General features: G+C 36.2%; 26 protein-coding genes. 14 read left to right on the plus strand and 12 right to left on the minus strand.

Annotated features, from left to right (window positions below; all coding sequences use genetic code 11):
* Positions 1 to 36 precede the first annotated feature (36 nt).
* The gene (locus AC07UM_RS05385; RefSeq protein ID WP_494684747.1) at positions 37 to 1,287 is read right to left on the minus strand and encodes a CinA family nicotinamide mononucleotide deamidase-related protein; all 1,251 of its coding nucleotides are present in this window, start codon (positions 1,285 to 1,287) and stop codon (positions 37 to 39) included.
* Positions 1,288 to 1,401: 114 nt separating this feature from the next.
* Between AC07UM_RS05385 and AC07UM_RS05390 the strand changes: the two genes are divergently transcribed.
* The gene (locus AC07UM_RS05390; RefSeq protein WP_103232798.1) at positions 1,402 to 1,875 is read left to right on the plus strand and encodes a DUF7832 domain-containing protein; all 474 of its coding nucleotides are present in this window, start codon (positions 1,402 to 1,404) and stop codon (positions 1,873 to 1,875) included.
* 65 nt (positions 1,876 to 1,940) lie between these two features.
* Here the strand turns inward: AC07UM_RS05390 and AC07UM_RS05395 are convergent, their stop codons facing one another.
* The 4 genes from AC07UM_RS05395 to AC07UM_RS05410 form a co-directional block, all read right to left on the minus strand.
* Positions 1,941 to 2,483 (minus strand): lipocalin family protein, encoded by a 543-nt coding sequence (locus AC07UM_RS05395; RefSeq protein ID WP_494684748.1) that lies wholly within the window; start codon positions 2,481 to 2,483, stop codon positions 1,941 to 1,943.
* 73 nt (positions 2,484 to 2,556) lie between these two features.
* Complete coding sequence (locus AC07UM_RS05400) at positions 2,557 to 3,291, minus strand: LytR/AlgR family response regulator transcription factor (RefSeq protein WP_494684749.1); 735 nt, start codon at positions 3,289 to 3,291, stop codon at positions 2,557 to 2,559.
* 91 nt (positions 3,292 to 3,382) lie between these two features.
* Entirely contained in the window at positions 3,383 to 3,805 is a 423-nt protein-coding gene (locus tag AC07UM_RS05405) for a DUF6326 family protein (protein WP_494684750.1), read from the minus strand.
* Positions 3,806 to 3,816: 11 nt separating this feature from the next.
* A complete protein-coding gene (locus AC07UM_RS05410; protein WP_494684751.1) occupies positions 3,817 to 4,515 on the minus strand; it encodes a DUF4386 domain-containing protein in 699 nt (232 codons plus the stop codon).
* 287 nt (positions 4,516 to 4,802) lie between these two features.
* Here AC07UM_RS05410 and AC07UM_RS05415 point away from each other — a divergent pair, with 287 nt between their 5' ends.
* The gene (locus tag AC07UM_RS05415; protein WP_494684752.1) at positions 4,803 to 5,090 is read left to right on the plus strand and encodes a WG repeat-containing protein; all 288 of its coding nucleotides are present in this window, start codon (positions 4,803 to 4,805) and stop codon (positions 5,088 to 5,090) included.
* A gap of 50 nt (positions 5,091 to 5,140) precedes the next feature.
* Here the strand turns inward: AC07UM_RS05415 and AC07UM_RS05420 are convergent, their stop codons facing one another.
* Positions 5,141 to 6,934: a tetratricopeptide repeat-containing sensor histidine kinase gene (locus AC07UM_RS05420; RefSeq protein WP_494684753.1), complete on the minus strand. Its 1,794-nt coding sequence runs from the start codon at positions 6,932 to 6,934 to the stop codon at positions 5,141 to 5,143.
* Positions 6,935 to 7,065: 131 nt separating this feature from the next.
* Here AC07UM_RS05420 and AC07UM_RS05425 point away from each other — a divergent pair, with 131 nt between their 5' ends.
* The 4 genes from AC07UM_RS05425 to AC07UM_RS05440 all read left to right on the plus strand — a co-directional run bounded on the left by AC07UM_RS05425 (position 7,066) and on the right by AC07UM_RS05440 (position 11,875).
* On the plus strand, positions 7,066 to 7,995 hold the full coding sequence (locus tag AC07UM_RS05425) for an SIMPL domain-containing protein (RefSeq protein ID WP_494684754.1): 930 nt from the start codon (positions 7,066 to 7,068) through the stop codon (positions 7,993 to 7,995).
* Positions 7,996 to 8,233: 238 nt separating this feature from the next.
* Positions 8,234 to 8,908, plus strand: a complete 675-nt coding sequence (locus tag AC07UM_RS05430; protein WP_109738797.1) for an SIMPL domain-containing protein — start codon at positions 8,234 to 8,236, stop codon at positions 8,906 to 8,908.
* 155 nt (positions 8,909 to 9,063) lie between these two features.
* The gene (locus tag AC07UM_RS05435; protein WP_494684755.1) at positions 9,064 to 10,665 is read left to right on the plus strand and encodes a DUF4139 domain-containing protein; all 1,602 of its coding nucleotides are present in this window, start codon (positions 9,064 to 9,066) and stop codon (positions 10,663 to 10,665) included.
* 19 nt (positions 10,666 to 10,684) lie between these two features.
* Positions 10,685 to 11,875 carry a VWA domain-containing protein gene (locus AC07UM_RS05440; RefSeq protein ID WP_494684756.1) on the plus strand — a complete coding sequence of 397 codons (1,191 nt, stop codon included), beginning with the start codon at positions 10,685 to 10,687 and terminating at the stop codon, positions 11,873 to 11,875.
* Between the two features lie 294 nt (positions 11,876 to 12,169).
* On the opposite strand, the gene AC07UM_RS05445 is transcribed toward AC07UM_RS05440, so the two are convergent.
* Positions 12,170 to 13,327, minus strand: a complete 1,158-nt coding sequence (locus tag AC07UM_RS05445) for an NAD(P)/FAD-dependent oxidoreductase (protein WP_494684757.1) — start codon at positions 13,325 to 13,327, stop codon at positions 12,170 to 12,172.
* A gap of 162 nt (positions 13,328 to 13,489) precedes the next feature.
* Between AC07UM_RS05445 and AC07UM_RS05450 the strand changes: the two genes are divergently transcribed.
* Positions 13,490 to 13,870 (plus strand): SpoIIAA family protein, encoded by a 381-nt coding sequence (locus tag AC07UM_RS05450; protein WP_002981039.1) that lies wholly within the window; start codon positions 13,490 to 13,492, stop codon positions 13,868 to 13,870.
* A gap of 78 nt (positions 13,871 to 13,948) precedes the next feature.
* Here the strand turns inward: AC07UM_RS05450 and AC07UM_RS05455 are convergent, their stop codons facing one another.
* Entirely contained in the window at positions 13,949 to 15,151 is a 1,203-nt protein-coding gene (locus tag AC07UM_RS05455) for an MFS transporter (protein ID WP_124530501.1), read from the minus strand.
* A gap of 182 nt (positions 15,152 to 15,333) precedes the next feature.
* Between AC07UM_RS05455 and AC07UM_RS05460 the strand changes: the two genes are divergently transcribed.
* A complete protein-coding gene (locus tag AC07UM_RS05460; protein ID WP_494684758.1) occupies positions 15,334 to 16,233 on the plus strand; it encodes an AraC family transcriptional regulator in 900 nt (299 codons plus the stop codon).
* A gap of 267 nt (positions 16,234 to 16,500) precedes the next feature.
* Here AC07UM_RS05460 and lipA read toward each other — a convergent pair whose 3' ends face one another.
* Positions 16,501 to 17,367 carry a lipoyl synthase gene (lipA, locus tag AC07UM_RS05465; RefSeq protein WP_103233544.1) on the minus strand — a complete coding sequence of 289 codons (867 nt, stop codon included), beginning with the start codon at positions 17,365 to 17,367 and terminating at the stop codon, positions 16,501 to 16,503.
* A gap of 116 nt (positions 17,368 to 17,483) precedes the next feature.
* Between lipA and AC07UM_RS05470 the strand changes: the two genes are divergently transcribed.
* Complete coding sequence (locus AC07UM_RS05470; RefSeq protein WP_494684759.1) at positions 17,484 to 18,116, plus strand: hypothetical protein; 633 nt, start codon at positions 17,484 to 17,486, stop codon at positions 18,114 to 18,116.
* Between the two features lie 107 nt (positions 18,117 to 18,223).
* Here the strand turns inward: AC07UM_RS05470 and AC07UM_RS05475 are convergent, their stop codons facing one another.
* Positions 18,224 to 18,784, minus strand: a complete 561-nt coding sequence (locus AC07UM_RS05475) for an RNA polymerase sigma factor (RefSeq protein WP_103233542.1) — start codon at positions 18,782 to 18,784, stop codon at positions 18,224 to 18,226.
* 198 nt (positions 18,785 to 18,982) lie between these two features.
* Here AC07UM_RS05475 and tyrS point away from each other — a divergent pair, with 198 nt between their 5' ends.
* Positions 18,983 to 20,278 carry a tyrosine--tRNA ligase gene (tyrS, locus tag AC07UM_RS05480; RefSeq protein WP_494684760.1) on the plus strand — a complete coding sequence of 432 codons (1,296 nt, stop codon included), beginning with the start codon at positions 18,983 to 18,985 and terminating at the stop codon, positions 20,276 to 20,278.
* A gap of 75 nt (positions 20,279 to 20,353) precedes the next feature.
* Here the strand turns inward: tyrS and AC07UM_RS05485 are convergent, their stop codons facing one another.
* Positions 20,354 to 20,773 (minus strand): hypothetical protein, encoded by a 420-nt coding sequence (locus AC07UM_RS05485; RefSeq protein WP_494684761.1) that lies wholly within the window; start codon positions 20,771 to 20,773, stop codon positions 20,354 to 20,356.
* A 200-nt stretch (positions 20,774 to 20,973) separates the two neighbouring features.
* On the opposite strand from AC07UM_RS05485, the gene AC07UM_RS05490 reads away from it, so the two are divergent.
* Together AC07UM_RS05490 and AC07UM_RS05495 are read left to right on the plus strand one after the other, a co-directional pair.
* Positions 20,974 to 22,947 (plus strand): sensor histidine kinase, encoded by a 1,974-nt coding sequence (locus AC07UM_RS05490; protein WP_494684762.1) that lies wholly within the window; start codon positions 20,974 to 20,976, stop codon positions 22,945 to 22,947.
* Positions 22,937 to 23,575, plus strand: a complete 639-nt coding sequence (locus tag AC07UM_RS05495; RefSeq protein WP_494684763.1) for a response regulator — start codon at positions 22,937 to 22,939, stop codon at positions 23,573 to 23,575. The genes AC07UM_RS05490 and AC07UM_RS05495 overlap by 11 nt, the downstream gene beginning before the upstream one ends.
* Positions 23,576 to 23,623: 48 nt before the next feature.
* On the opposite strand, the gene AC07UM_RS05500 is transcribed toward AC07UM_RS05495, so the two are convergent.
* Positions 23,624 to 24,055 (minus strand): hypothetical protein, encoded by a 432-nt coding sequence (locus AC07UM_RS05500; protein WP_494684764.1) that lies wholly within the window; start codon positions 24,053 to 24,055, stop codon positions 23,624 to 23,626.
* 245 nt (positions 24,056 to 24,300) lie between these two features.
* On the opposite strand from AC07UM_RS05500, the gene AC07UM_RS05505 reads away from it, so the two are divergent.
* Both AC07UM_RS05505 and AC07UM_RS05510 read left to right on the plus strand, forming a co-directional pair.
* The gene (locus tag AC07UM_RS05505; RefSeq protein ID WP_494684765.1) at positions 24,301 to 24,939 is read left to right on the plus strand and encodes an alpha/beta hydrolase; all 639 of its coding nucleotides are present in this window, start codon (positions 24,301 to 24,303) and stop codon (positions 24,937 to 24,939) included.
* 120 nt (positions 24,940 to 25,059) lie between these two features.
* Positions 25,060 to 26,379 carry a PDZ domain-containing protein gene (locus AC07UM_RS05510; RefSeq protein ID WP_494684766.1) on the plus strand — a complete coding sequence of 440 codons (1,320 nt, stop codon included), beginning with the start codon at positions 25,060 to 25,062 and terminating at the stop codon, positions 26,377 to 26,379.
* The last annotated feature ends 3 nt before the right edge of the window (positions 26,380 to 26,382 follow it).

A 26,382-nucleotide genomic window follows, 5' to 3' on the forward strand; every position in this document is an offset into this window, starting at 1 on the left:
ATTAATTAAAAAAAAATTAAAAAGTATGAATTATATTTACCTGTCGACAAGAAGGCTTACCAAATCCTGAATCACCTTTTGGGAAACAAAATTCATAAAATCTACTCTTTCCAGATGTGGCATATATAATTTGGAGGTTGTCTCCTCGTCATTAATTCTTATGGTGTAATAAACTGTTCCAATATCTTGACCATCTTCTCCTTTTCCGGGACCGGCAACACCAGTCGTAGAAAGGGAAATATGTGTTTCAAACAATTCCTGACACCCTTTTGCCATTTCCTGAGCCACCTGCTCGCTTACTACGGTAAACTGATCTACGGTTTCTCTGGAAACATTTAAAATTTTAATCTTTCTCTCGGTAGCATAGGGCACTATTCCGCCAAGGAAATATTTTGAACTGCCGGAAACTGAAGTGATCATTTTTGCCAGCTCTCCTCCGGTGCAGCTTTCTGCAGTAGAAATCGTTAATTTTCTTTCGGTAAGCATTTCTGCCAGAATATTTTCGATTTTATCTTCAGATACGGCGATCACATGGCCTTCTACCAGAGGAAGCAATTTCTGGATTTCCTCTTCTGTTATCTTTTTCAGCTCTTCTTCATGATCACCGGAAGCCGTCAGACGAAGCTTTACACGGGTTCCCACAGGAAGATAAGACAAAGCAATATTCTCCGGAAGTGCCAGTTCCCAGTCTTCAATGGTGTCTGCAAGAATACTCTCAGGAATTCCTACTACAGAAACAATTCTGGTATGAATATAATGAAGTTTGAATCTTTGCTGTAAATAAGGAATAATCTGATCTTTGATAAGGGGTTTTACCTCGTAAGGAACGCCTGGAAGACTATAACACAGTTTTCCGTCAAGCTCCATCATCATACATGGTGCCGTTCCGTAATGATTCTGAAAAACAATGGATTTGGTAGGAACAAAGGCCTGTTCTTTATTTCTTTCCAGAATATCGGCTCGTCCTCTTCTTTCCATATAACCTTTAAGATGATTGAAAGTGACTTCATCCAGGGCAATTTCATCATTGAAAAACTCTGCCAGGGCTTTTTTGGTTTTATCATCCCTGGTGGGCCCCAATCCTCCTGTTGTAATGACTAAGTCTCCACCTTCAAAAGCTGTACTCAGCGTATTTTTAATCGTTTCAATTTCGTCTGAGATCGTAAGAATCTGAGTCACTTTGATTCCTATATTTTTAAGTTCAGCAGCAATAAAATTAGAATTGGTATCTACCGTGTTTCCGGAAAGGATTTCATCCCCGATAGTAATCAGAACAGCTTTTTCCATATGTTTTTTTGTTGAAAAAAATTCTCTGCAAATGACGGAAATTTCTGTGGCAGCGGCAATATAAATTGATTTTTTCTATTTTTGACGAAATTATCTAAAACTACAATACGAATTATGTCTAAATATGATGATGCTTCATGGCATTATGGTGGTGATTTTCCCGAAGGACTTCCTCAGAAAAACGGAGCAACCCATACAGGAATGTTCCTGAACTGGTGCATTCACAACAATATGATTTCTGATGAACTGAAAGAAGATAACGAAGAAGAAATTGAAAAATTAAAAAGAAGAGAAATCACTGGTGCAGAATTCATTATGGATTCATGTGACGGAAAATTCTCTGAATATGACCTGAATGAGCTTGGAAATCTTTTTGCAAAGGATTATTATGCAGACGATACAGATTTCGGAAACAGATCCAGTTCATTTGCTGATGACTACGTTAATATTTTTGATGCTAAAGCAGAGGAAAACGACTATCAGTATGAAACTTTCTATCACATAGAAGATACCTATGAAAACTATGATCTGATGAAACAGGTGATTGATCATCGTTTTGAGGAATGGAAAGAGTATATTAAAAACTAAAGAGCGAAAGGGCAAAATCATAGAAGCCTATATTAGCTTTTCTGTGATTTTGCCCTTTAACCTTTTTATTGATTATGCTTTACCCAGATCAGTTCATTGGTATTATAACCTATTTTTTTTGCTTTCTGAATGAAACGCTGACGGATACTTTCAGGAATGGTAGTGGTTCTGGACAAAATCCAAAGATATTTTAAGCTGCTTCCTGCCACCAAAGCATATTGATAGTCTTCATCAATATCAATGACATTATAACCAGCCCAGATCGGTTTAAAAAATGAAACTTTCAGGCGGGCTTCTGTAGGATCTTTAACAAATTTTGCTTCACCGATAGATTCATTCCATACTTTTTTACTATAATCGTAGCCTTTATTTTTAACCTGAATGGTTCCATCAGGATTTTCTGAATATTCTGCAGTGACATTATCCATATTCTTTTCGAACCTGTAATCGAAACGTGCTATCTCATACCATCTGCCAAGATATTTTTTACGATCAAAATTCTTTACAGCTGATGCCCCTCTGGGAATTCTCACAGAATATGAATTGAAAATGATAAGACCTAATGCTCCCAACGAAACGGGAAGGATAATTTTATGAATGGTTTTCATGACTGGAATATTTGTGTGATTAGAGTGAAAACGTCAAAAATAATGCCTTTAAGCTGTTAAGGAACAATAAATTCTATGAAAAAACCTTCAGGAAATTATCTTTAAAGCTTCCTGAAACCTCAATTTCTGTGTTGTCAGACAACATTACCGTTCCGCTTTTATGATAGGATTTTACAAAACCTGTATTGATAATATGGGAGCGGTGAACTCTTACAAAAGGGTTTTCCAAAAGATCATCAAAGTGTTTTAGAAAACGGCAAACCATTTTCTTTGAACCATCGGTAAGATACACCTGAGTGAAGTTTCCATCAGCCTGAAGTCTTACAATATCTTCGGTCTTTACTACATCAAATCCCTGTAAAGTAGGAAGAATGAGCTGCTGTTTCTCGGGTTTTAATTTCAGGTTTTCAAGAAGAATTTTATTCCGGTTGAGCTCATCTTTTTTCTCAAGACTTTCTGCTACTTTGTTGACTGCCAGAATTAATTCCTGAATATCAATAGGTTTTAAAATATAATAACTTGCTGATTTATTTAAAGCCTGTAAAGAGTATTGTGAAAATGCAGTAATGAAAATAGTTTCATAGGAAAATTCTTTGGTTGCTTCCAGAACGTCAAAAGCATTTCCAAAAGGCATTTCTACATCCAGAAAAACCAATTGAGGCTGCATTTCGGCAATTAACGGAACGGCATCTTTAATGTTTTCAGCTTCACCAAGAATCTCCACCTGCGGGCAGTATTTGGTAAGATAGCTTCGTAAAACTTCCCTTGCTATGAGTTCATCATCTACAATGACAGCTTTTATTTTCATTCAGGTTAGATATTAGGTGGTAGGTAATAGATTTCAGGTGCAAATTAGGAATATTTAGCCAACCCTACAATCTTAGCAAATCCACGTTTCTCTAAAGACTATACTTTTTCCAGCTCCAGGCATATTTGACAATCAATATTGTAATAATGCATTCTACTATGGCTAGAAAGGTATAAAACAAATACCAGTCCGAGAAGGAAGTAATCCCAATAAACAACATGACCAGAGTAAAAAATGATCCAAAGGTGATGTTAAGAATCCTGTTGACTGCAGGTTTTAGGATCAGAGAAAGAAATACCATTACAGCTGGAATCGCCAAAACGACTGAAGCAAGAAATAATTTCGGAGGGGAATCTAATAAATGAGTTCCTTCCACAAGCCCCTGTACCTTTCCGGGAGTATACAACTCAAAATAATCCCCGTACAGATAGCATAAAGTAACCGAAGCCCAAAGACCGGCAAGTATGATTTTGACATTAACCTGTATATCTTCAAATTTTGTAGAATTGTTCATCGTTTCTATTTTTAATGTTGATTTACTTTTTTATTTCTTACCCCAACCAGCAGCAGCCACAAACAGGTTCCTATCTCTCCTATCGTAGCAGGTAATGTGATATATTTTGATATTGAATACTCCGAAAAATGAGGAACCACAGTTCTTCCCAAAACGTTGATCACATATCCCAAACAACCGAGCATTAAAAAAACACCTAAAATCTTGGGCAAAAATCCGGATCTGTACACAAGATAACCAAAGGGAAAAAGCCATAAACCCCAAAAAACCTGAGCGATTAAGATTCCTTTGTTATAATTGCTCAGCAACATCATCATTTGAGCCTGCAGCTGTTTTACATCAAAAACTTTTAGATAATCTGTTCCTTCAATAATGGTAAGGACAGAAAATTTACTTTGCAGATTGATAAAGGAAATAGGAATACTGATAAGAGCTAGGATGACCATTAGTTTTGCATAATTTCCATTCACCTCTTTCAACAGTTGATACAAAGCCAAAGGGAGTAAAGTAAAAGCGATATAACAGATGATACTGCTGGCTATACTTAGTCTGAACAATTGTACTGAAGAAGAGATATTTTGAAAGGTCAAGGCAGGGTTTTCCCAGACAATCAGTTTTGACGGAACGTACATTAAACTGAAAAATCCGGTTACTATAACAATGAGATAAAAAAATCCCGCGAGTCTGGCTGTTTTACTGGTAGTAGTCATTTTGGGTTACGTTTTTATCTTTAAGACAATTTCTGTTTCAAAATGGTTACAGGGTTTTTCAGACGGCAGGTAGCAGATAGAAGATAAGAGGTATTAAAAAAGTGAATTTTTCGGTGTTTACAGGACTTTGATAAAATTAATGCATGATTCAATAAGTGCTATTTTTTTATTAATTTAGGCTTTACTAAAAACTATAATCATTTAAGCCCAACAAAAACAACATGAAATCAAAATTTCTTATCCTACTCTGTATGACTATTTTCAGTCTTTCTTTTTCACAAATAAAAATGTCAGAAAGAGAGGATATCAGCAAGATCAATAAAAACTGGAGATTGACAAAAACCAATTCCAGAACCTATGGAATTTCGGATAAAAGCGGGAAAGTTATTGTGCAGCCGGTGTATTCAAAGATTAATCCGTTTGGTGAATATGCAGAAGATCTGGCGCTGGTAAAAAATATAACGGGAACTTATGGTTTTATCAACCGCTCAGGAGCTGAAGTCATTCCGGCTTATTATGAACTGGAGGAGATTAAAACCAACTTTTCAGCTTTGAAGAAAAAGTATATTAAATAAATGAATTTAATTACCAATTTATAAATGAAATGCATTAACCTGAGCTAAGGTTAATGCATTTTAATTTTTATCGTAACCAAAACCCCGTTGGTATTTTCTTTATCTTTTACAGAGCAGGTAATATCTTTTTTGTACAAATCGTTGAGCAGCTGAATTCTTTCCAAAGTATTTTTCATTCCTCTCCCCTCTCTTGTTTTTTGGTGCTGGGTTTTCTGCTTTTTACTTTCTTCGATTCCTATTCCGTTGTCTTCGATGAGAATGTTCAGATCAGCTCCATTCTTTTCAAAGCTTAATTTTAAAAGCCCTTTTTCTGTTCTGTAGCGGAGTCCGTGCCAGATTGCATTTTCCAAAAACGGCTGTATCAGCATTCCCGGAATCTGCAGATTCTGCATATTGAGATCTTCATCCACTTCAATTTCATAATCGAATTTATCTGCAAAACGGGTCTTTTCCAGAGCCAGATAGTTTTGAAGAAGATCAAGCTCCTGCTGGAAAGGAATAAAATCCTCTGTGGAATTTTCCATCACCCCACGCATCAGCTTGGAGAATTTCGTCAGATACTGATTGGCTTCCAGTTCGTTATTGGTTGCGATAAAGTGATTGACACTATTCAAACTGTTAAAAATAAAATGCGGATTCATCTCCCTGCGCAGCGACTGAAGAGCAATCTTCTTATTTTTCGTCTGAACTTTCTTCAGTGTTCTGAAAATAAAAATAATCAATCCGGTCAGCAGAATGAGAGCTCCGATCAGGCTATAATTAAAGACATTCTTTTTTCTGATAAGCTCATCTTTCAGTTCTTTTTCTTTTTCCAGCTGCGAAATTCGCTGTTCGGTATCTTCCAGAATTTTATTATCGATCAGACTTCTGTCTTTAGAAACGAGATTTGGGAGTTTTCCCAGGAAATCTCTGTACAGCTGAACCGAAGCATCAATATTTCCTGAAATTGCATAAAGACTGTCCAGTTTTTTTACACTTCTCTGAGCTTCCAGCGTATGTCCTTTATCTAAAGCAATTCCGTAGGCATTTTTCAAAAGATCCACCGCTTCTTTCGGATCATTTTTTTTTATATAAATATCCGCCAGTTCCTGAATCTGATTGACTTTTTCCTGTGAATTGTCTTTTACAAAATCTTCTTTCAGAACCTTTTTTTTAGCTTCAATAGCTTTATCATAATTTTTGTTCTCAACGTAAAGATCAGCCAGCTTTTGATTGATTGCCAATGCCTGTTGAGGAGCTTCTTTTTTAGAAATTTTATAGGCTGTATTCAGGTTTTCTTCGGCACTGGAAACATCTTTCTGCTTTAAATTGACATCAGCCAATTGACTGTAGCTTTCGGCAAGATCGCCTTGTTCATTTTCTTTTTTACTCAGATTGATATTATTCTGAATCGCTTCAGCCCTAAGTTCTGGTGTCGGAGAAGAAAGTCTCGTAACGTCATTAGAATTGACCGCTTTACTTTTTTCGCTGTACCCCATTTGTGCTACTCTGCTGTAGTTACTGATGGCGGGTGTTATTTTGTTCTGTTTTTCCTGTGACTGAGCCAATCTTCGGGTGGCTTTTTCAATATTAGGCTTGTCATTCAGTTTTTCATACAGATTTTTGGCTTTTGTGTAATATTCTTCACTTTTGGGAAAATTTCCGCCATTAAAAAATGTTTCGCCAATACTATAATAAGAATCGGCCTGGGCGGGTTCATTCTTAGTATCAATTGCTTTTTTCAGTTTCTTTGTTTCTACCTGAACTTCTTCCACAGCAGCACTGCTATTATTCGTGGTTTGGGAACGTATTATATTTCCCAGGAGCACCAATAAAAAGATTGTAAAGAGTTTAAGCATTTTCATAAAACAAAGATATACATATATATAGTCTGCTCAAAAACTATTCACCAAGTGAAATTCCCCTTCCACCAAGTTTACCCATTGATAATGTGACCCTAAGATTAAGTTTGCGTCATAATTCAAATTTAAAAATCATGAAAAAACTAACATTTACCTTTTTATTCTTCATCATTGTTTCATTCTTACCCTTTTCAAAAGCACAGGTCGGAGGAAATCAAATCTACAAAGACAAAAATAATTACGACTATTCCCCTCCTCAGAAAATACTTGAATATAACAATACCAACAGTTATTTCACCACCGATTCTACGTTGATTGTGAATGTAAAAGTATTGATGAACAAAACTGCAGACCGTTACAAGCTTACGCTGGGCTTGAATGAAGAGGCTCCCACTCCCAAAATTGCCATTGAAAATATCAACAAGAGGATTAATGGTTTTATAAAAAGGATATCATCAATGGGAATCAAAAGTGATGATATTTTTGTGGATTTTATATCACAAACTAAAATCTATGATTATAATATCAATAAAGAGGCACAGGTTGCTACTCAGAAAATGGATGGTTTTGAAACCAAAAAAAATATCATTATTACGGTAAACAAACACGCTATGATTGAAAAACTGATCTCCGAGGCTTCAGATTTCCAGATTTATGATGTTATTAAAGTAGATTATATGAACAATGATATTGATAAAATCCAGGAAAACCTTCTCAAGGAAGCTTATGCTGTTTTTGATAAAAAGAAGGAAAATTACTTTAGCCTATTTAAAAAGGAAATTATTGGAAACCCTGTTGCTACTTCAGGTTTTACGTATGCTTTTCCTAAAAACCAATATCAGAATTATGTGGCTTTTGAAAGTGCTAATGTTACCTATGGATATGACAGCAGGTATGTCAAAAAGGAAGAAAGGAAATCTAGGACTTTTTATTATGACGGTACAGATTATACCGGCTTTGATAAAGTGATCAATAATGCGGATCCTGAAGTGGGCATACAGTATATCATGAACCTTAGTGTAAAATATGATCTGAAGAAAAATAAAGAGAAAACAAAGCGTTAAGAAATTGAAGAGATGAAGTAAAATTAAGCCTCTTGATTCTGTTTATGTATAAAAGAAGCCTCTCTTCATAATCTTAATAGCTTAAAGGATCTTAATGGTTCAAAATAACATTTTTCGGAACAATTTTTCTTTTTCCACTGGCTCACCAAGTGAAAGCTCCATTTCACCAAGTCTCCCAATTTCCAGTATCTGATGTGCGTAATTTTACATCAGAATTTAAAATCAAAAACAGGAAATTATGAAATTGAAACATTTTTTATTAATCGGAATTTTAACTCTTGGAAGCTTTGTAAATGCTCAGGAAGTAAAGAAGAACGCAATTGAAGTAACAGGCGTTGCCGAAATGGAAGTAGAACCGGATGAAATTATCTTCAGTGTCGGAATAAAAGCAGATAACAAAAATGATCTGGCAGATAATGAGAAGAAGTTATTTGAAACGCTAAAGAATGCCGGAGTAAAGAACGAGGATATCAAGTTCAAGTCGATGTACCAGAATATCTATTCTAAAACGGCTAAATTTTCAAAGAACTATCAGTTTAAGGCCAGTACAAAATCAAGTCTTAGTAAAATTTTTGAAGATTTGAACCAAAAATGGGTAACCAGCCTGAACATTGCAGAGGTAAAAAGTACTAAAATTGCAGATTTCAGAAAAGCAGTGAAAATCAACGCTTTGAAAGCCGCTAAAGAAAAAGCAGATTATTTACTGGAAAGTATGGGTAAAAAGACAGGAAGTGTCCTTGAAATTGTAGAAATAGAAGACTACACCAGCGATATGATCATGCCGGCCGCTTATAAAGGCAGAATGAACAGTGTACAATTGGAAATGGCTGATGCCCCGGTAGATTATTCTTTTGATAATATTGAAAACATCAAGCTGAAATACAGCATCAAAACACGATACGAAATCCTTTAAAAATAACAGATTTAAAAAGACAGTTCCTTTGGGAGCTGTTTTTTATTTTTTTACCTGTGACACACTCACCAAGTCAAACCTCCACTTCACCAAGTTTCCCGATTTTCAGCCTTAAATAGGGATAATTTTACTTTAGAAATTTAAAATAATAAACGATGAAACGTTATCTTTTAATAGTAATTACATTTTCCGTTTCCTTTATTAAAGCACAGGAAATTAAAAAAGAAATTGAAGTAAAACAGGCCACCGTATTTCTTCAGGGAGCTAAGGTTTTTGGGACTACCAATGTAAGCCTTCAGAAAGGTAGAAATACAATAAGAATCGTCAATCTCCCCAATAATCTGGATGAGAATACGTACAAAATCAACCTTGAAAAAAATACAACACTTCTTTCCATTACTCCTCAAAATAATTTTTTGAAAAATGATGAATTGTCAGACAATGAAAAGAAACTTAAAACAGAGACCAAAAAACTTCAAAGGCAAGTAAGCCTTCTGAATATTCAGATCAAAAACCTGACAGGAGAACAACGGATCATTAATGATAATTTGAAAGTATCTACCAATGATAAATCTACTCCACAGGAACAGCTTATTAAGCTTACTGAGTTTTACAGAAAACGAATGCTGGAGATCGATAATCAGGTATTTCTCCTTGACGAGCAGAAAACGGTTCTGGATGAAAGTATTGCAAAGCTCAACAGCCAGTCTGCTGAAGAGCAAACTCATAAAAATACCAACCGCAGAGAGCTTTTACTGGAAATCCTTGCAGACAGTGAAACGAATCTGAATCTTGGGGTAAGCTACATCGTTTCTGATGCCGGATGGGTTCCTTCCTACGACTTGCGGGCTCAGTCTGTAAAAAAACCTCTTGAAATGGTTTATAAGGGTAAAATTTATCAGAAAACCGGACAGGACTGGAAAAATGTAAAGTTGTTCGTCTCTACTTACAGACCGTCATACAATCAGGACAGACCTATTCTATCTCCGCTGTATGTAGCTGAATATACGCCGTACAATTCCCAGATGGAAATAGCAGCCTATAAGCTTAAAAAGGAAACTTCAGCGGCTAATGCGTATCAGATGAGAGAAGATGTAGCCGCAAAACCAAGCCAAATTCCGATAGCTTCAGTTTCTGACAGCCAAATGAACGTGATCTATGAGCTGAATTATAACCAGACCATTGTAAGCCAGGAAAAAGAACAGTATGTAATCCTGGATAAAAAGCAGATTGATGCCACTTACAAATACCACACGGTTCCGAAACTTAATAATCAGGTATTCCTGATGGCTTTTGTAAAGAACTGGCAGAACCTCAACCTCATCAATGGGGAAGCCAATATTTATTTTGAAGATAATTATATCGGAAAAACCAATATTACCAGCAATTATGTGAAAGACGAATTCCCGATTTCTCTTGGTGTAGATGAAAGAATTACGGTAAAAAGAATCAAGCTTGAAGATAAAACGTCTCAAAAGGCAATGAATTCCAACAAATGGGAAACAGAGTCTTATCAGATCAGCATCAGAAATAATACAAAAGAAAGTATTGAGCTGGAAGTTCTTGATCAGCTTCCGATCAGCGAAAATTCTAAGATCCTGGTAAAAACGCTGAACCTTGGTGATGGAAGCCTTGATGATAAAACCGGCAGCATCCTTTGGAACAAGAACATCGGTTCAGGAAGTTCAGAGAAGATTACATTCTCCTATGAAGTGAAGTATCCGAAAGAGATGCAGATTCAGTATTACAGCAGATAACCAATAAAAAAACAACAATATGACAACTTTAAAAATCTTAGCACTTGCAGCGGGTACAGCTTTTTTAAGCTCCGGTACTATTCCGGACAACCGCTCTGTAAAAAGTAATGTTGACAGTCATTTACCGGGACAAAAAGTAACAATGATTCCGGCCAGCTCAACCTTAAAGGACAATAAAATTCAGGTCGCTCTTTTACTGGATACTTCCAATAGTATGGACGGACTGATTGATCAGGCAAAATCCAGACTCTGGAATATTGTGAATACTTTGACCACTCTAAAATATAACGGAAAGGCTCCCCAGATTGAAATTGCCCTGTATGAATATGGAAACGACGGAATCCGTGATGAAAATTACATCCGCCAGGTTGCTCCTCTTACTCAGGATCTTGATCTTATTTCCGAAAAACTATTCGCCTTAAAAACTAATGGCGGCAGTGAATATTGCGGAGCTGTTATTCGTGATGCTTCCGCCAACCTGAACTGGGACAGCAATGATAAAAGCATGAAACTGATTTATATTGCAGGGAATGAAGCATTTGATCAGGGAAAAATAAATTATAAGGATGTTGTTTCAAAAGCAAAAGGGAAAAATATCTATACCAACACCATTTTCTGCGGAAGCCGGGAGGAAGGCATTCAGACTTCGTGGCAAAATGGAGCATCATTAGGAGGTGGAAAATATTTCAATATCGACAGTGACAGAAAAGTACTCTATATTGAAACGCCTTATGATATCAAAATTTCCGAATGCAATGCAAAACTGAATGACACTTACATGTATTATGGAAGTCATGGTTCGGATTACAGGCTTAAGCAGATTACACAGGATAAAAATGCAGCATCACAGTCAGCATCCAACCTGGTGGAAAGAGCCGTTGCCAAATCTAAAAAGAATGCTTACAAAAATGATCACTGGGATCTGGTGGATAAAGCTGAAAAGGATGCAGGATTTATTGCCCATGTAAAAGAAAGTGAACTTCCTGCCGAGCTGAAAGGAAAAAGCAAGGAAGAAATTCAAAAAACAATTGCTGTAAAATCTGCAGCCCGTGATAAAATTCAGAAAGAAATTGAGGAGCTTTCCAAAAAGCGTCAGACTTATATTGACGGAGAAATGAAGAAACGCGGAAATGATGATTCTGATGATTTGGGAAAAGCCATTGAAAGTTCTATTCTTGAACTGGCTAAAAAGAATGGGTATAGTTTGTAGTTTTAAAGCGGGTTGAGGCCCGCTTTTTTTATGCTGGATAATGGGTAAAACCACCCCGTCAAAAATTCTTTGAATTTTTGCCACCCCTCCGGAGGAGGGGAATTGAGTACCTTCGATTGAATACAAGACTACCCATACAATTTGTCATTCCGAAGAAATCTAAATACCCTTTATTGTGGATTAAAAATCATAGATTTTTAGACTTATGTGTACTTTATATCCGTAAAGTTTTAGACTTGAAATAAACAAAGCCTCTAAAAACTTTTGTGACTTTTGTGGTTAAAAATCCCAATATTATCTCCCAAATTTAAAATACCTTGACAACGGATGTTTTTTATTCTTCATAAACAGAGAAACCATCTCCATCCCTGTTGCTGAAAAAGTAATCCCATTTCCTCCAAAACCTAATACAAAATAGGAATTTTTGAATTTTTCATGGGTACCAATATAAGGGAGTCCGTCTTTGGTTTCTCCAAAAGTTCCAGCCCAGACAAAATCGGTATAAAAGGGATAATCAGGTTTTATTTTCTTTAGATTTTTAAGGATCTCTTTTTCTTTTTTATTGAGAAGAGCGTCCCGTTTTTCAGCGTTATAAAAGTCTTCGTCTCCTCCTCCGATAAGCATCCTTCCGTCATCGGTAGTCCGCATGTAGAGATACGGATCATCGGTATTCCAGACCAATGTACTTCTGATATTTTTAAACTTGTTTTTGTCTATTTCAGAAACAACAGCATAGGTGCTTTTCAGGTTAACGAAGTGTTCTTTCAGCAGGTTTTTACTTTCATAGCCGATACAGTACATGATCTTTTTTGCTTTGATCTGAAATCCGCTGTCTACTGTCACCAGGTTAAATCCTTTATGCTCCTCCACTTTTACCATCTCGGTCTTATCAAAGATCTTCAATCCTTTTCTTACATTATGCATAAAAAGCTCATGAGCAAACTGAAATGCATCAATACTAGCCCCTTGTTTTGACAAAATACCGCCATATGTATTCTCAAATTCAAATTGTTCTAAAATCTTTTCTGATTCCAGCCATTGCACCTCAAATCCGTTTTCTTTTCTCGCTTTATATTCTTTCTTCAGCCAATCAACATCTTTCTTTTTTGAAGCAAAATACAAGGATTTCTTTCGTTTGAAACCTGCATCCGATTTGATCAGTTTTGAAAGCTTTTCTATCAAGTCAATCGCATCACTGCACGCTTTATAACTTAAAACAGCACCCTTTTCACCTATTTTGCCTATCAGTTCATAGAGAGGAACATCTATTTCATATTGCAGCATTGAAGTTGTAGCAGAGGTGCTTCCATTGCAAAGTTCCCGTTTATCAATAAGAATCGTATCATAGCCGTCGTCTATCATCTGATGGACAATAAGACTCCCTGTGATCCCGCCTCCTATAATAAGAACTTCACATTCTTTGTTTGATTTTAGAGACGGATAGGATTTCATTAATCCGTTTTTTAAAAGCCAAAAAGGTTCATTCGATTTGAGATTCATATTAATATTTTACACTAAAAACAACAATATTTATACCTTTTTTAACAATTTCCCATCAAATTATGGTGTAGTTATTGTTAGTTTTTAAAATCAAACCACCAAAAAATATTCATTATGATAACAATTATTCCAGAAGCCCCGGAGAATGTTGCGGCATTCAATGCAACGGGAGAAGTAACGAAAGAGGATTTTGAAAAACTGGTAATTCCGCGTGTAAAAGAGAAGGTAGAACAGTTTGGTGAGCTGAATTATTTATTGTATTTGGATACCGATCTGGATAATTTTACCATGGGTGCATGGCTTGAAGATTTGCTGTTAGGATTGAAAAACCTTACCAATTGGAATCGGTCAGCCATTGTTACGGATAAAGAAGGTATACGTAATTTTACCAGTATTTTCAGTGTTCTGATGCCGGGAGAATTTAAATCTTTCCCGAAAGAAAACTTATACAATGCCCTCTATTGGTGCAAAAACGGAGATGAAGTAGAGGCATAAAATTTATTTGATACAAAAGAGCCTGTTTTCAGCGAAAAACAGGCTCTTTTTTTATTTTAAATACGATCAATTGTATTCTTATTTGTCACATGACACACATTCTGCAGCAACTTCTTGTTCTTTCTGAGCTCCCGAGCCATACAGATAGATATACCTTACACTTACAATCACTCCTATAAAGGTCATCCCTACTCCTACCAATGATGGATATTTGAACGAATACCCGTATTCTAAAGGAATTCCTCCCAGGAAGGCTCCCATAGCGTTGGCAATATTAAAACCTGCCTGCATAAAAGCAGCTGCCATCATTTCACTTTTTGGAGCGGCTTTCATCATCATAATATTGATGGGTGATGCAATCGACATGGATAAAGCTCCACACATAAATGTCAGTATAAGTGCAATATTCTGATGTTCGGCCAGGAAGAAAACTCCTCCCAAAGAAATCATCATCAGGAAGATCAGCAAAGCACAGGTTTTTTCAGGTCCCAATTTGTCTGAAACAATACCTCCGACCAGGTTACCGACTACCATTCCGGCTCCGGCAAGAACCATAACATATGCCATCTGGCTGCTTTTGATTCCGGCAACCACCGTCATTAAAGGGGTAATATAGCTCAACCATGTGAAAAGTCCTCCAAACCCGATCGCCGTAATGGCAAGTACCAGCCACGACTGTTTATTTTTAAGGAACTTCAATTCTTCCATGAAGTGCGTATTTTGGTTGGATTCCATTGCAGGAAGCCACAGTTTTAAAAATAAAATAGCGAAGAGACCGATGACCGCTACGATAGCAAAGTAAAACCTCCAATGGAAAGTATGTCCAATATAAGTGACCAGAGGAACCATAGCAAGGTTAGCGACCGTAAGCCCGGTAAACATCATGGATATATAAAATGCTTCTTTTCCTTTCCCGGCCATTCTTGAGGCTACTACCGTTCCTACTCCAAAAAAGGCTCCGTGAGGAAGCCCGGACAGGAATCTTATCGCCAGCATACTGTTGTATCCTGGAGCAATAGCAGAAAGGCCATTAAATAGGGTAAAAAGGATCATAAAAGCCATCAGAACTTTTTTCGGAGGAAATTTTACAGAGTACCCAATAAGGATAGGTGCTCCGATAACTACTCCCATCGCATAAGCAGAAATTAAATGTCCTGCCTGCGGGATCGTGATCTGTAACGTTTTTGCAATATCCGGCAGCAGCCCCATTACGGTAAATTCCGTAGTTCCTATTCCCAAACCACCGATGGCTAGTGGTATTATTCTTTTATCAATCTTCATTGTATCTAAATCTTTTTTCTGAATGAATTTCTTTCAAATTAAAAACACTTGAGCACCTTTATTTTGAAAGTGCAAAAATCGAAAGAAAGTTTGAATTTCACACCTCTTTGAATGATAAAAATTTGCTCCATATTAACCTTTTTATTTAATTTTATATCCAGAAACCATCAAATCAGAACAAGATGAAAATCCAGAAAGAAATTATTGAATTTGAAAAGGGTAAATCATTCAAGCTATTTGCTCCTTCTCTGAAAAACTGTTTTTTCTGGCATTATCATCCGGAAATCGAGCTGGTCTATGTAGAAGCAGTGAATGGAATCCGGCACGTTGGGAAAAATATTTCCGGCTTTACAGACAGTGATCTTTTATTGATTGGGTCTAATGTACCTCATCTTAATTTTGATTACGGTATTCAGACCGAATGTAAACAGCTGGTGCTGCAGATGCGCGAAAGTTTCCTTCAGGATATTATTCTTCCTGTTCCGGAATTTGAGAATATTAAAGCTCTTTTGGAACGTTCCTATCTTGGATTGTCATTTTCAGGGGAAACCAAAAACACAGTGGTTGAAAAACTACAGCTGATTAAAGACAAAAACTCCTTTGAATCTTTAATGGGGCTGATTGATATTCTACAGATCCTTGCCGATTCAACTGAAGTAAAAGAACTCAATAAAGAAGATACCCGGATTAAATGGTTTTTGAATGATAAAATCAGGATGGGAACCATCTACGACTATATTCACCAAAACTATGACCAAAAGCCTAATGTAAATGAAGTGGCAAAAGTTGTGAGTCTGAGTACTCCTGCTTTCTGCCGTTATTTTAAAAAGCAGACCAATATGACCTTCACCGATTTTGTAAATAATTACAGGATCAATCAGGCCAAAATATTTCTGTTGAAAGATTATTCTGTGACAGAGGTTTGCTTTCAGGTGGGTTTTGAGAGCCTTTCTTATTTTAATAAATTATTCAAACAGCATACAGGAGAAACTCCTTCCGAATTCAAGAAAAAACATTTCAGACCTATTGAAGTTAATGGACGAATTGGGGTAATTACTAAGGAAACGGCTTGTAATAAATAGGATGAATTTGTAGTGTGTATAAAATAATGCAGCGCTTATTTAATTCTATAATAAGCGGACTGAAGTCCTCTTTTATTGATGCGTAATGTATCTCATAATATTCTAAACTACCCCGTCAAAAAATTCTTTGAATTTTTGCCACCCCTCCAAAAGAGGAGAATGATGGCCGGCATTCATGACAACCGGAGGTCTTCATTCCTAACACCTAATCCCTGCAACCTACTCCCTAAAAAACAAAAAACCGTTCATTTCTGAACGGTCTGTATTTTAATGAATATGTTTTTCTGCGTGGTAAGAACTTCTTACAAGAGGCGAACTTTCAACGTGTCTGAAACCTAAACTTCTTGCAAAATCTCCAAACTCATCAAACTCTTCCGGCGTGATGAATTTTTTTACAGGAAGATGTTTTTTAGTCGGCTGTAAGTATTGTCCCATCGTAATAACATCTACGTTAGCATTTCTAATATCTTCAATGGTTTGGAAAACCTCATCTTTGGTTTCACCCAATCCCAGCATTACTCCAGTTTTTGTTCTTCTCTGTCCTGCTTCTTTCAGATATCTCAAAACTTCAAGACTTCTTTCATATTTAGCCTGGATTCTCACTTCTCTTGTCAAACGTTTTACCGTTTCCATATTATGAGAGATCACTTCCGGGGCTACGTCTACTAATCTGTCTAGATGTTTTGTAAGTCCCTGGAAATCCGGAATTAGAGTTTCCATGGTCGTTCCCGGAGAAATTCTTCTTACCGCATTTACTGTTTCCCCCCAAAGAATAGATCCCATATCTTTCAGATCATCACGGTCTACAGAAGTAAGAACGGCATGTTTGATCTTCATTAATTTGATTGATCTTGCTACTTTTTCAGGTTCATCCCAGTTTACATCCAGCGGTTTTCCTGTTTTTACGCCACAGAATCCACAGCTTCTCGTACAGATATTTCCTAAAATCATGAAAGTGGCTGTACCTTCACCCCAGCATTCTCCCATGTTCGGGCAGCTTCCGCTTTGGCAAATGGTATTTAATTTATATTTATCAACCAAAGTTCTAAGCTCTCTGTAATTCTTTCCGGTAGGAAGTTTTACGCGGATCCATTTTGGTTTTTGAACGGTAGTGTCTTGAACTAAATTTTCCATTTCTAAAATTGAAGTTCAAAGTTAAGGATTTTTTAATGGAAACCATCAACCGGAAATATTGATGAAACTAATAATTCAGAATTTCATTTGTATATTTAGGTCTTCAAAATATCTTTATGAGAAAAACATTCTGCCTTTTATTTGCTGTATCCGGAATATTCTGCCTGGCTCAAAAACAATTTCAGCCAGCAGGTTCTACTCTCCTCGAAACGGTAGATGGAGATCTTGATGGGGATAAAATTCCTGAAAAAGTAATGATATATACGACAAAAGATGAGGGCGAACTGGGAAAAATCCGTGAAATTCAAATTTTGAAAAAAGTGAACGGAAAATGGACTATCCTGGAAAAATCAAGAAACGCTGTTATGGAAAGCAATGCGGGAGGTATGATGGGTGATCCTTATCAAAGCTCTGGAATTGAAAAAGGGATTCTAACCATTATCCAGGCCGGAGGAAGCAGCTGGAAATGGGATGTTACAGATAAGTATAGATTTCAGAACGGACATTTTGAGTTAATAGGAACCTCTTCCTCTTCGGGAAGACCTGGAGATTACTGGAAAGATACAGATTTCAATCTTTCTACAGGACAACTGAACTATACAAAAGAAGTAGAAAATACAGCTGAGTATGGAAAATCATTAAAGGAAACTTATATTCAGAAAGGATTAAAGATCAATCTTCAAAACAGGAATCAGGAGAAGCAACGAAAAATCATACTTCCGAAAACAAAGGAAGAAGTTTATTTCTAATCAATGTCTTCTAAATTTAAGTTTTGGCTGAAGCCAATTGTAAATTTGAATTTTCAGTAAATGGGCTAAAGCCCATTTCTATTGAATACCATTGATTTATCTGACGCTTAATTATCATCAAACTCATTATTCTTCAAGAGTTCGGCTAAGACTTTTTTGGCACGCATTACCCGTACTTTGGTATTGGCAACGGAGATTCCCAGCTCTTCAGCAATTTCTTTGATGCTCTTTTCTTCAAAAAATCTCAATTTGATGATGTCCTGGTAATTGGCATCCAGGGATTCTATGGTTTTGATGATTTTTTTTTGTTCTTCTTGAGAAATCAGAAGTTCCTCAGGAGATTTTGCGTATTGATTTTTAACCTCATCTAAGTTTTCAACGGCATCTTCATTGTCGCGGTTCTTCTTTCTCCAGAAATCGATTACCGTATTTTGGGCAATAGTGAGCACCCAGGTTTTAAACTGAAAATGAGGATCGAACATATCCAGTTTTGACAATACTTTTGAAAAGACATTCACCGTGATTTCATCGGCATCATTTTCATCTCTCACCTTTTTCATCACAAAAGAGAAAACATCCACCCAAAAAACATTAATGAGTTTAGTCTGGGCCTTCTGGTCTTTATCCTTGGCCTTCTGTATGAGCAGGAATAGCTGTTCGTCGTTCATTAATAACAAATATAGATTATTTGGGGTGAAAAACAAAGGGATAAAAAGGTTCAGCCATCGTATTTTCAAAGTGACCGGCTGGAAAGTTTTTATGATATTCTTATTTTACATTCCTGCCCTATCGTCCTTTCGCTTTTTTACCCTTAATCTTTCTGAATTTACTATCTTTGCAACTTAAAATTTTAAAGTTAAAAATCAATGAATTCCTTTATAGAAGAACTTAAATGGCGTGGTCTGTTTGCCGATATGATGCCAGGAACCGATGAACAACTGAATAAAGAGGTAACTACTGCATATATTGGTTTTGATCCTACTGCCGATTCTTTACATATCGGAAGTCTTATCCAGATTAAGATTTTAGCGCACTTCCAGCAGCACGGCCACAAACCGATTGCTTTAGTAGGAGGTGCTACAGGAATGATCGGAGATCCATCCGGGAAATCGGCTGAAAGAAATCTTCTGGATGAAGAAACTCTTTTACACTATGTTGACTGTTTAAAGAATCAGCTTTCAAAATTCTTAAATTTTGATGGAAATGAGCCTAACAAAGCTGAGTTGGTCAACAACTATGATTGGATGAAGAACATTTCTTTCCTTGATTTTGCTAAAAATGTCGGGAAGAATATCACCGTCAATTATATGATGGCTAAAGATTCAGTAAAGAAAAGACTTTCCGGAGACGCAGGTATTGACGGAATGAGTTTTACAGAGTTCACCTACCAGTTAATTCAGGGATATGATTTCCTTCACTTATACCAAAATAATAATGTAAAGCTACAGATGGGAGGTTCTGACCAGTGGGGAAATATCACTACAGGAACAGAATTGATCCGTAGAAAAGCTCAGGGGGAAGCCTTTGCATTAACGGTTCCTTTGATTACAAAAGCGGACGGTTCCAAATTCGGGAAGTCTGAAAGCGGCGAAAACTATTGGCTTGATAAAAAGAAAACATCTCCTTACAAATTCTACCAGTTCTGGCTGAATGCTACTGATGATGATGCTGAAAGATTCATCAAGTTTTACACTTTCTTAGGAAAAGAAGAAATTGAAGCTTTGATCGAAGAACATAAAACTGCTGCACACGAAAGGAAACTACAAAAGAAACTTGCTGAAGAGGTAACAGTTTGGGTTCATGGAAGAGAAGAATATGAAAAGGCACTGAAGGCTTCTGAAATTCTTTTCGGACGTTCTACTGCTGAAGATCTGGTAAGTCTTGATGAGGAAATATTCCTTGAGGTTTTTGACGGGGTTCCTCAGAAAGAAATTGCAAAAGCGGATGTTTTAGGAGTGAATATTGTGGATCTTCTTTCTGAAAAATCAGGATTCTTAAAATCTAAGAGCGAAGCACAAAGAGAGATCAAAGGGAACGCAATCTCTGTCAATAAGCAAAAAGTAAATGATACTTTTACAGCTAATGAAACGGATCTTATCGACGGTAAATTCCTATTGCTGCAAAAAGGTAAGAAAAGCTACTTTATTGTTAAGGTAGGATAATCTTAAACACCATATAAAAACAGGCGCTGAGATGAAATGAATCTCAGCGCCTGTTTTTTGTCCTAAAATTTGATATTAAAATGTATAGCTTGCAGAAGCTGATAAATACTGCCCGCTGGAAGTTCCCTCTTTTTTCAATTCTCCGTCTACCCAGATCTGAACCTTCAAAGTAGAGGAAGCATTGGATCCAATTGCATTTACAGCAACATTGGCATTGTATGCTCCTGGCTCTGACGTTACTTCAGGGCTGCTCCAGGTTGTTCCACTAAGACTTGATGCTGTGGTAGGGTTACCGTCAATTCCGTACACCGCCACATCAATATTACTTCCCGAAGAAGCAATCGCTTTAAAAACTACTTTATGACTTTTCCCTGCTCCATTCACATTGTTGTCATCATCATCGTTACTGCATGAAGCTGTAAATCCAATAAACATTGCGGCCACTACTGCAACCAATGCACCTCTTAACAGCTGATTCATTCTCATTTTTTTCATAATCTTTTTGTTTAAATTTTAATTACTATATTGAATATTCTATGATTCCTGGTTTGATGTTTGCAAAGCTATGAGCATCATCCATGTCTATCAATCCTGAAAAATCAGTAATTTTTTCTACCTAAATTCAGGTATTTTTTATCATAAAATTTTTAATTAAATTGAGCATTTAAAGAAATATTTTACAGAATTGACCCATAATGAAGAGATTACTTGCCCTATTAAGCCTATTCTTATTTTTTAAGCTGCAATCCCAGCAAATCATTCCGCTTAATGAGAGATCTTATATAGACAGCTTGCAACATATTACAAAAAGCGGCCTTCCCGATACGTCAAAAGCAACCGCCTTTTTTCTTTTATCAAATTATTATAGAAACAGTGATTCTATTTTGAGTAAAAAATATCTTGGAAATGGGAAGATACTGGCTCAAAGCAATCCTTTTATTTCAGCAAAATATTATTATTACGAAGGGCAATATAATCTGGACAGGAACAAAAAGAAAGCTGCAGTTTCTTATCAGCAGGCTATCAAATCTTTATCTAAATTCAAAAATGAAGAATCTTATTTTTTCCAGGCACTAGCCTGGTACAGCTATGGAGTTACCCAAAAGGATAAAGAAGGCTACATTCCTTTGGTCAAGATTATCCTTGAAAAAAGTATTCCGCTGGTTAAAAAATATGAAAACAGCAGAAATTTAGGTTTCTTATACACTCAGCTTGCCGTAATCCTTACTTATAATGCCCAGTTTAAAAAGGCAGAAGATTACAATAATAAAGCATTGAAAATCCTTGAAAAACAATATCCGGAGTCCGCTGAATTATTTTTCACCTACCTCAATTCTGCCAACAATTTCTGCTATCAGGCCAATGGAGATGAAGCTGAAAAGTTTTTACATAAAGCAGAAAAACTCATCCGTCCTTATCCGGAATCTTCATCCAATGCTTTCTATTATTACAGTAAAACACTTTTCTATATTACCCGGCAAAAAAATGCAGAAGCACTCCCGATTATAGAAAAAGGAATTTTTTACGCAAAGAAATTCAATCAGAATCTTCTGGCTCAAATGTTTTATTTCAACAAATATGATATTTTAAAGAAACTTAAAAAATATAAGGAAGCTAAGACTACTTTGGAAGATGTTTTAACCGAAAAATCATTGGCCATTGATCTTAACAACAGGAAGACTTTTTATAAGCAGCTTTCTTTACTCAATGAAGAAACAGGAAATACCAAAGAAGCACTCCTATGGGAGCAGAAATATTCTAAACTCAACGACAGCCTGAATACAGAGAATGTAAAGCTTGAAATCAACAAACTCGAATCTAAGTTCAATACCGCTGAAAAAGAAAGAAAAATAGCGACTTTAAATGCTGAAAAAAATCAAAAAGACCTGGAGGTAAACAAGAAGAACTCTTACTTATGGGGAATGGGTCTTGTTTTATTATTAGCATTAAGCCTTTTAGGCTTTCTTTTTATCATTTTCAGAAAAAATAAAAAAATAAACGAACAGAAAATAGAAGACATTAAACAAAAAGAAGAATTATCCCTTACCAAAGCCATACTTGATGGTGAAGAAAGAGAAAGAGAACGTATTGCAAGAGATCTTCATGATGGCCTCGGCGGAATGCTTGCCGGAGTTAAAATCAATTTTTCTACATGGTCTTCCCATCATCTGCATCCAGAAAAGGATCAGGAATTTTATAAAATATTAGGCCAGCTGGACAACTCTGTGAGTGAGCTCCGGCATGTAGCCAGAAATTTAATGCCTGAATCATTGCTCAATTTTGGGTTGGAAACTGCTTTACATGATTTGTGTGAATTTTACATCAGGAAAAATCTCGAAATTGATTTTCAGGCTATTGATATTGACAAAGCACTGCCTTTAAATATTCAGCTTAATATTTACAGAATTGTACAGGAATTACTGGCCAATGCAGTAAAACATGCCGAAGCCAGCAGCATCTTGCTTCAATGCTCTCAATCCGGTGACAATTTCCTGATCACCATTGAAGATAACGGAAAAGGTTTTGATAAAAATATAGAAAACACTACCAAAAGTATGGGACTCAGCAATCTGAAAAACAGAGTCAATTACCTGAAAGGGAAAATGGAAATACATTCCGATCATCAGGGGACAGTCATTAATATAGAACTCAACATCCATGGAGAATGAAACAATAAATATTATCATCGTAGATGATCACCCTATTGTCATCGAAGGTCTTAGAATGATGCTGAACAGCCAGCCTTTTTTCAACGTAGCCGGAAGCTTTACTTCAGGTTCGGAAATGCTTAGCTTTATCTCGTCAAATACGGTGGATATTACTCTTCTGGATATTAGTCTACCTGATGCCAACGGAACAGAACTTTGCAGAGAAATAAAAAAAATATCCCCCTGTACTTCAGTGATTATGTTCAGCAACCGTTCTGAACGGAGCATCATCATGCAGTCTATACAAAACGGGGCGAATGGTTATCTTCTCAAGAATACTTCTATTGATGAACTTGTCATATGCATCAAAGGAGCCCTTTCCGGAGATATTGTTTTCTGCAATGAAACCAAACAGATCATCAGCCGCCTTTCTCCACATGACCTGCCCATTCCCCGGCTTACCAAAAGGGAAAAACAAATCCTGCAGATGGTAGCACAGGGAAAAACAAGTAATGTGATTGCCGAAGAGCTGTTCTTAAGTCCGCTTACTGTAGATACCCACCGTAAGAATCTGCTTCAGAAATTTCAGGCAAAGAATTCAACAGAACTTATCAATCTTGCAGTACAGCAACATTTGATTGAAAAATAAAAAGACCGCTCTGAGAGCGGTCTTTTGTATATAAATATTTTAATATTTTTATGGTTCTAAGAAACTGTAATCGATAGAAGCAACCAATACTCCTTTACCTTTTTTCTTCACTGTTCTTGCCACTTCTCCATCTATGTAAAGATTGATAGTCAATTCGGAGTTATCATCCGGCATTGACGCGTTGGCATCAAGATTCAGCTGTGCCTGACTGGAATTCACAAAGAATTCTCCACTTGTCCAAGGCGAAGTTACAGGTGATTGCGGAGTATTGTATATAGTATTTTGCGCTGTACCAACCTGTGTTACAACACTTATAATATTTCCTCCGGCAGTTGTCTTCACTTCGAATTGAACCACATGATCCTTAAATTCCTCGTCGTCATCTTTTTTACAAGAATTCACAACAGTAATTACAGAAAATAATAAAACGAATAAAAAAGAAAGTCTAAGTAAACTTTTTGAATTGTAAAATTGCTTCATTTCTCCAAATAGATTTTTTAATGTTTCAAATATAAGTTTTTTATTAATATAAAAATAACTTTTATGAAAATTTTCCAACAAAAAATTCTAAATAATATCAAATTAATAAAAAGGAAAAGTACTCACAAAATTCAAAAATACACTTCAAAGAATCAATCATTAAACATACGGCATTATACTGATCAAGTTCGTTGTATGAATAATAAAAGTTAAAATTCTGAAGGTAATTTAAGTATATTTGCTGTATGAATTTAGATTATCTAGTAAGAGAACCGGAAACGATTACACCCAGCACGCCTATTCTTTTTATGCTTCATGGCTATGGCAGTAATGAGCAGGATCTTTTTAGTTTCAGAGAAACTCTTCCTAATGACTGGATCATTGTAAGTTTCAGAGCTCCGCATGATACTCAGTTTGAAGGATACTCCTGGTATGATATTAATTTCAACAATCCAGAAAACTTTATTGATGTCCCTCAGGCGAAGGAATCTTTACATGCAGCACTGGAAAGTATATTAAAGATCATCAACCATTATGGACTGACGGAAAGTAAGGCTCATCTGTGCGGCTTCAGCCAGGGAGGAATATTGTGTTATGCTTTGGCTTTGAAGCATCCTGAACTTTTCAATTATGTTGCCTGTTTAAGCAGTTATCCTGAAGATAAAATTCTGGATGGTATTGTAAAAGATAAAAAGAAACTTGAAGGACTTCGTTTCTTCATTTCTCATGGTACTGATGATGCTGTAATCCCACTTGAATGGGGAAGAAAAGCGGCAGACCTTCTTTATGACCTTAGCTGCTATTTTACTTTCAGAGAATATATGAGCGGACATGGTGTCAATCAAAAGAATTATATGGATCTGATGGAATTTTTCTCCAAATAAGCAGAATCCCAATTAAAATAAATTCAACAAATAACACTACTTCATTGTAGTTTGTACAAACATTCCAGCTTTTGGAATGTTTTTTTGTTATTATACAGATAAATTCAGTAAATTCAGTAAATGAAATTTAAATTGCTTTTACTGGGATTATTTCTAAGCATTTTTATAAATGCCCAGAATTCTTTTGAGTTGATTAATACTAAAAAAGCGGTTATTCCTTTTCAGTTGATCAACAACCTTATCTTTATTCCTATTAATGTCAATGGTGCAGAACTTACCTTTCTGCTTGATACGGGAGTATCAGAGACCATTCTTTTCAGTCTGGAAAATAAGGAACTCAAACTAAGCAATGTTGAAAAAGTTAAATTTTCCGGTCTTGGAGGAAGCTTAAGTATCGATGGCTTAAAATCTGACCGCAATTTGGGAAAAATAGGAACTGAAATTGTCAATACTTCCATGTCTCTCTATATCATTATTGATGAAGAATTTAATATTTCGCCTCACGTAGGAATTCCTGTAAATGGAGTAATCGGTTATCATTTTTTCAAAGACCATCCTATTTACATTGATTATGCCTCAAAAAAAATAACGGTCTATGAAAACTCTGATCTTATCAAAAAGAAAATCAGACGTTTTGAAGAATTTCCAGTGACTATTGAAAAAGATAAACCTTATCTGTATGCGGGTGTAGAAATGACGAATGAAAAGAAAGACTCAAAACTGCTGATAGACCTTGGCAACAGTGATGCTATATGGCTCTTCCCTACTCTTATTAAGGATTTTGTTTACAACAGACCCAATATTGATGATTTTCTTGGGCGTGGTTTCAATGGAGATATCTATGGCAAAAGAAGCCGGATTCATAATTTTTATCTTGGAAGCTTTAAGTTTGAAAAGCCCCTTACCGCTATGCCGGATGAATTTTCTATTCAGCATGTCAAATTGGTGGAAAGCAGAAAAGGTTCTGTGGGAAGTGAAATTATGAGGAGATTTACTGTAGTTTTTGATTACCCTAACAAAAAGCTGTATTTGAGAAAAAACAGATATTTTGACGATCCTTTTCATTTTAATATGAGCGGACTGGACTTCAAACAGGACGGGCTGGAATGGCAGGAAGACAAGTTAAAAATTGAGACCCAAAAATCTAACATGGTAGCCACGGAGGTTTATAAAGACTCTTTCCAGTATAAATTCAGTTTAAAACCTATATTTTCCATTGCCGGAGTAAGAAAGGATTCTCCTGCAGATGTAGCAGGCCTGCAAAAGGATGACAGAGTTCTCAGCATCAATGGTGAGCAAACTTCAAATATGACCCTGGAAAAAATTGTAGAATTGATGAAATCTAATGAAGGCCGAAATATCAACATGGTTATTCAAAGAAAAAATCAAAAACTGACGTTGAGTTTCGCACTGGAAGACCCGATTCCTTATCAAGAATAACAA

It is taken from the genome of Chryseobacterium sp. GW821-FHT04C04 (assembly GCF_059420365.1).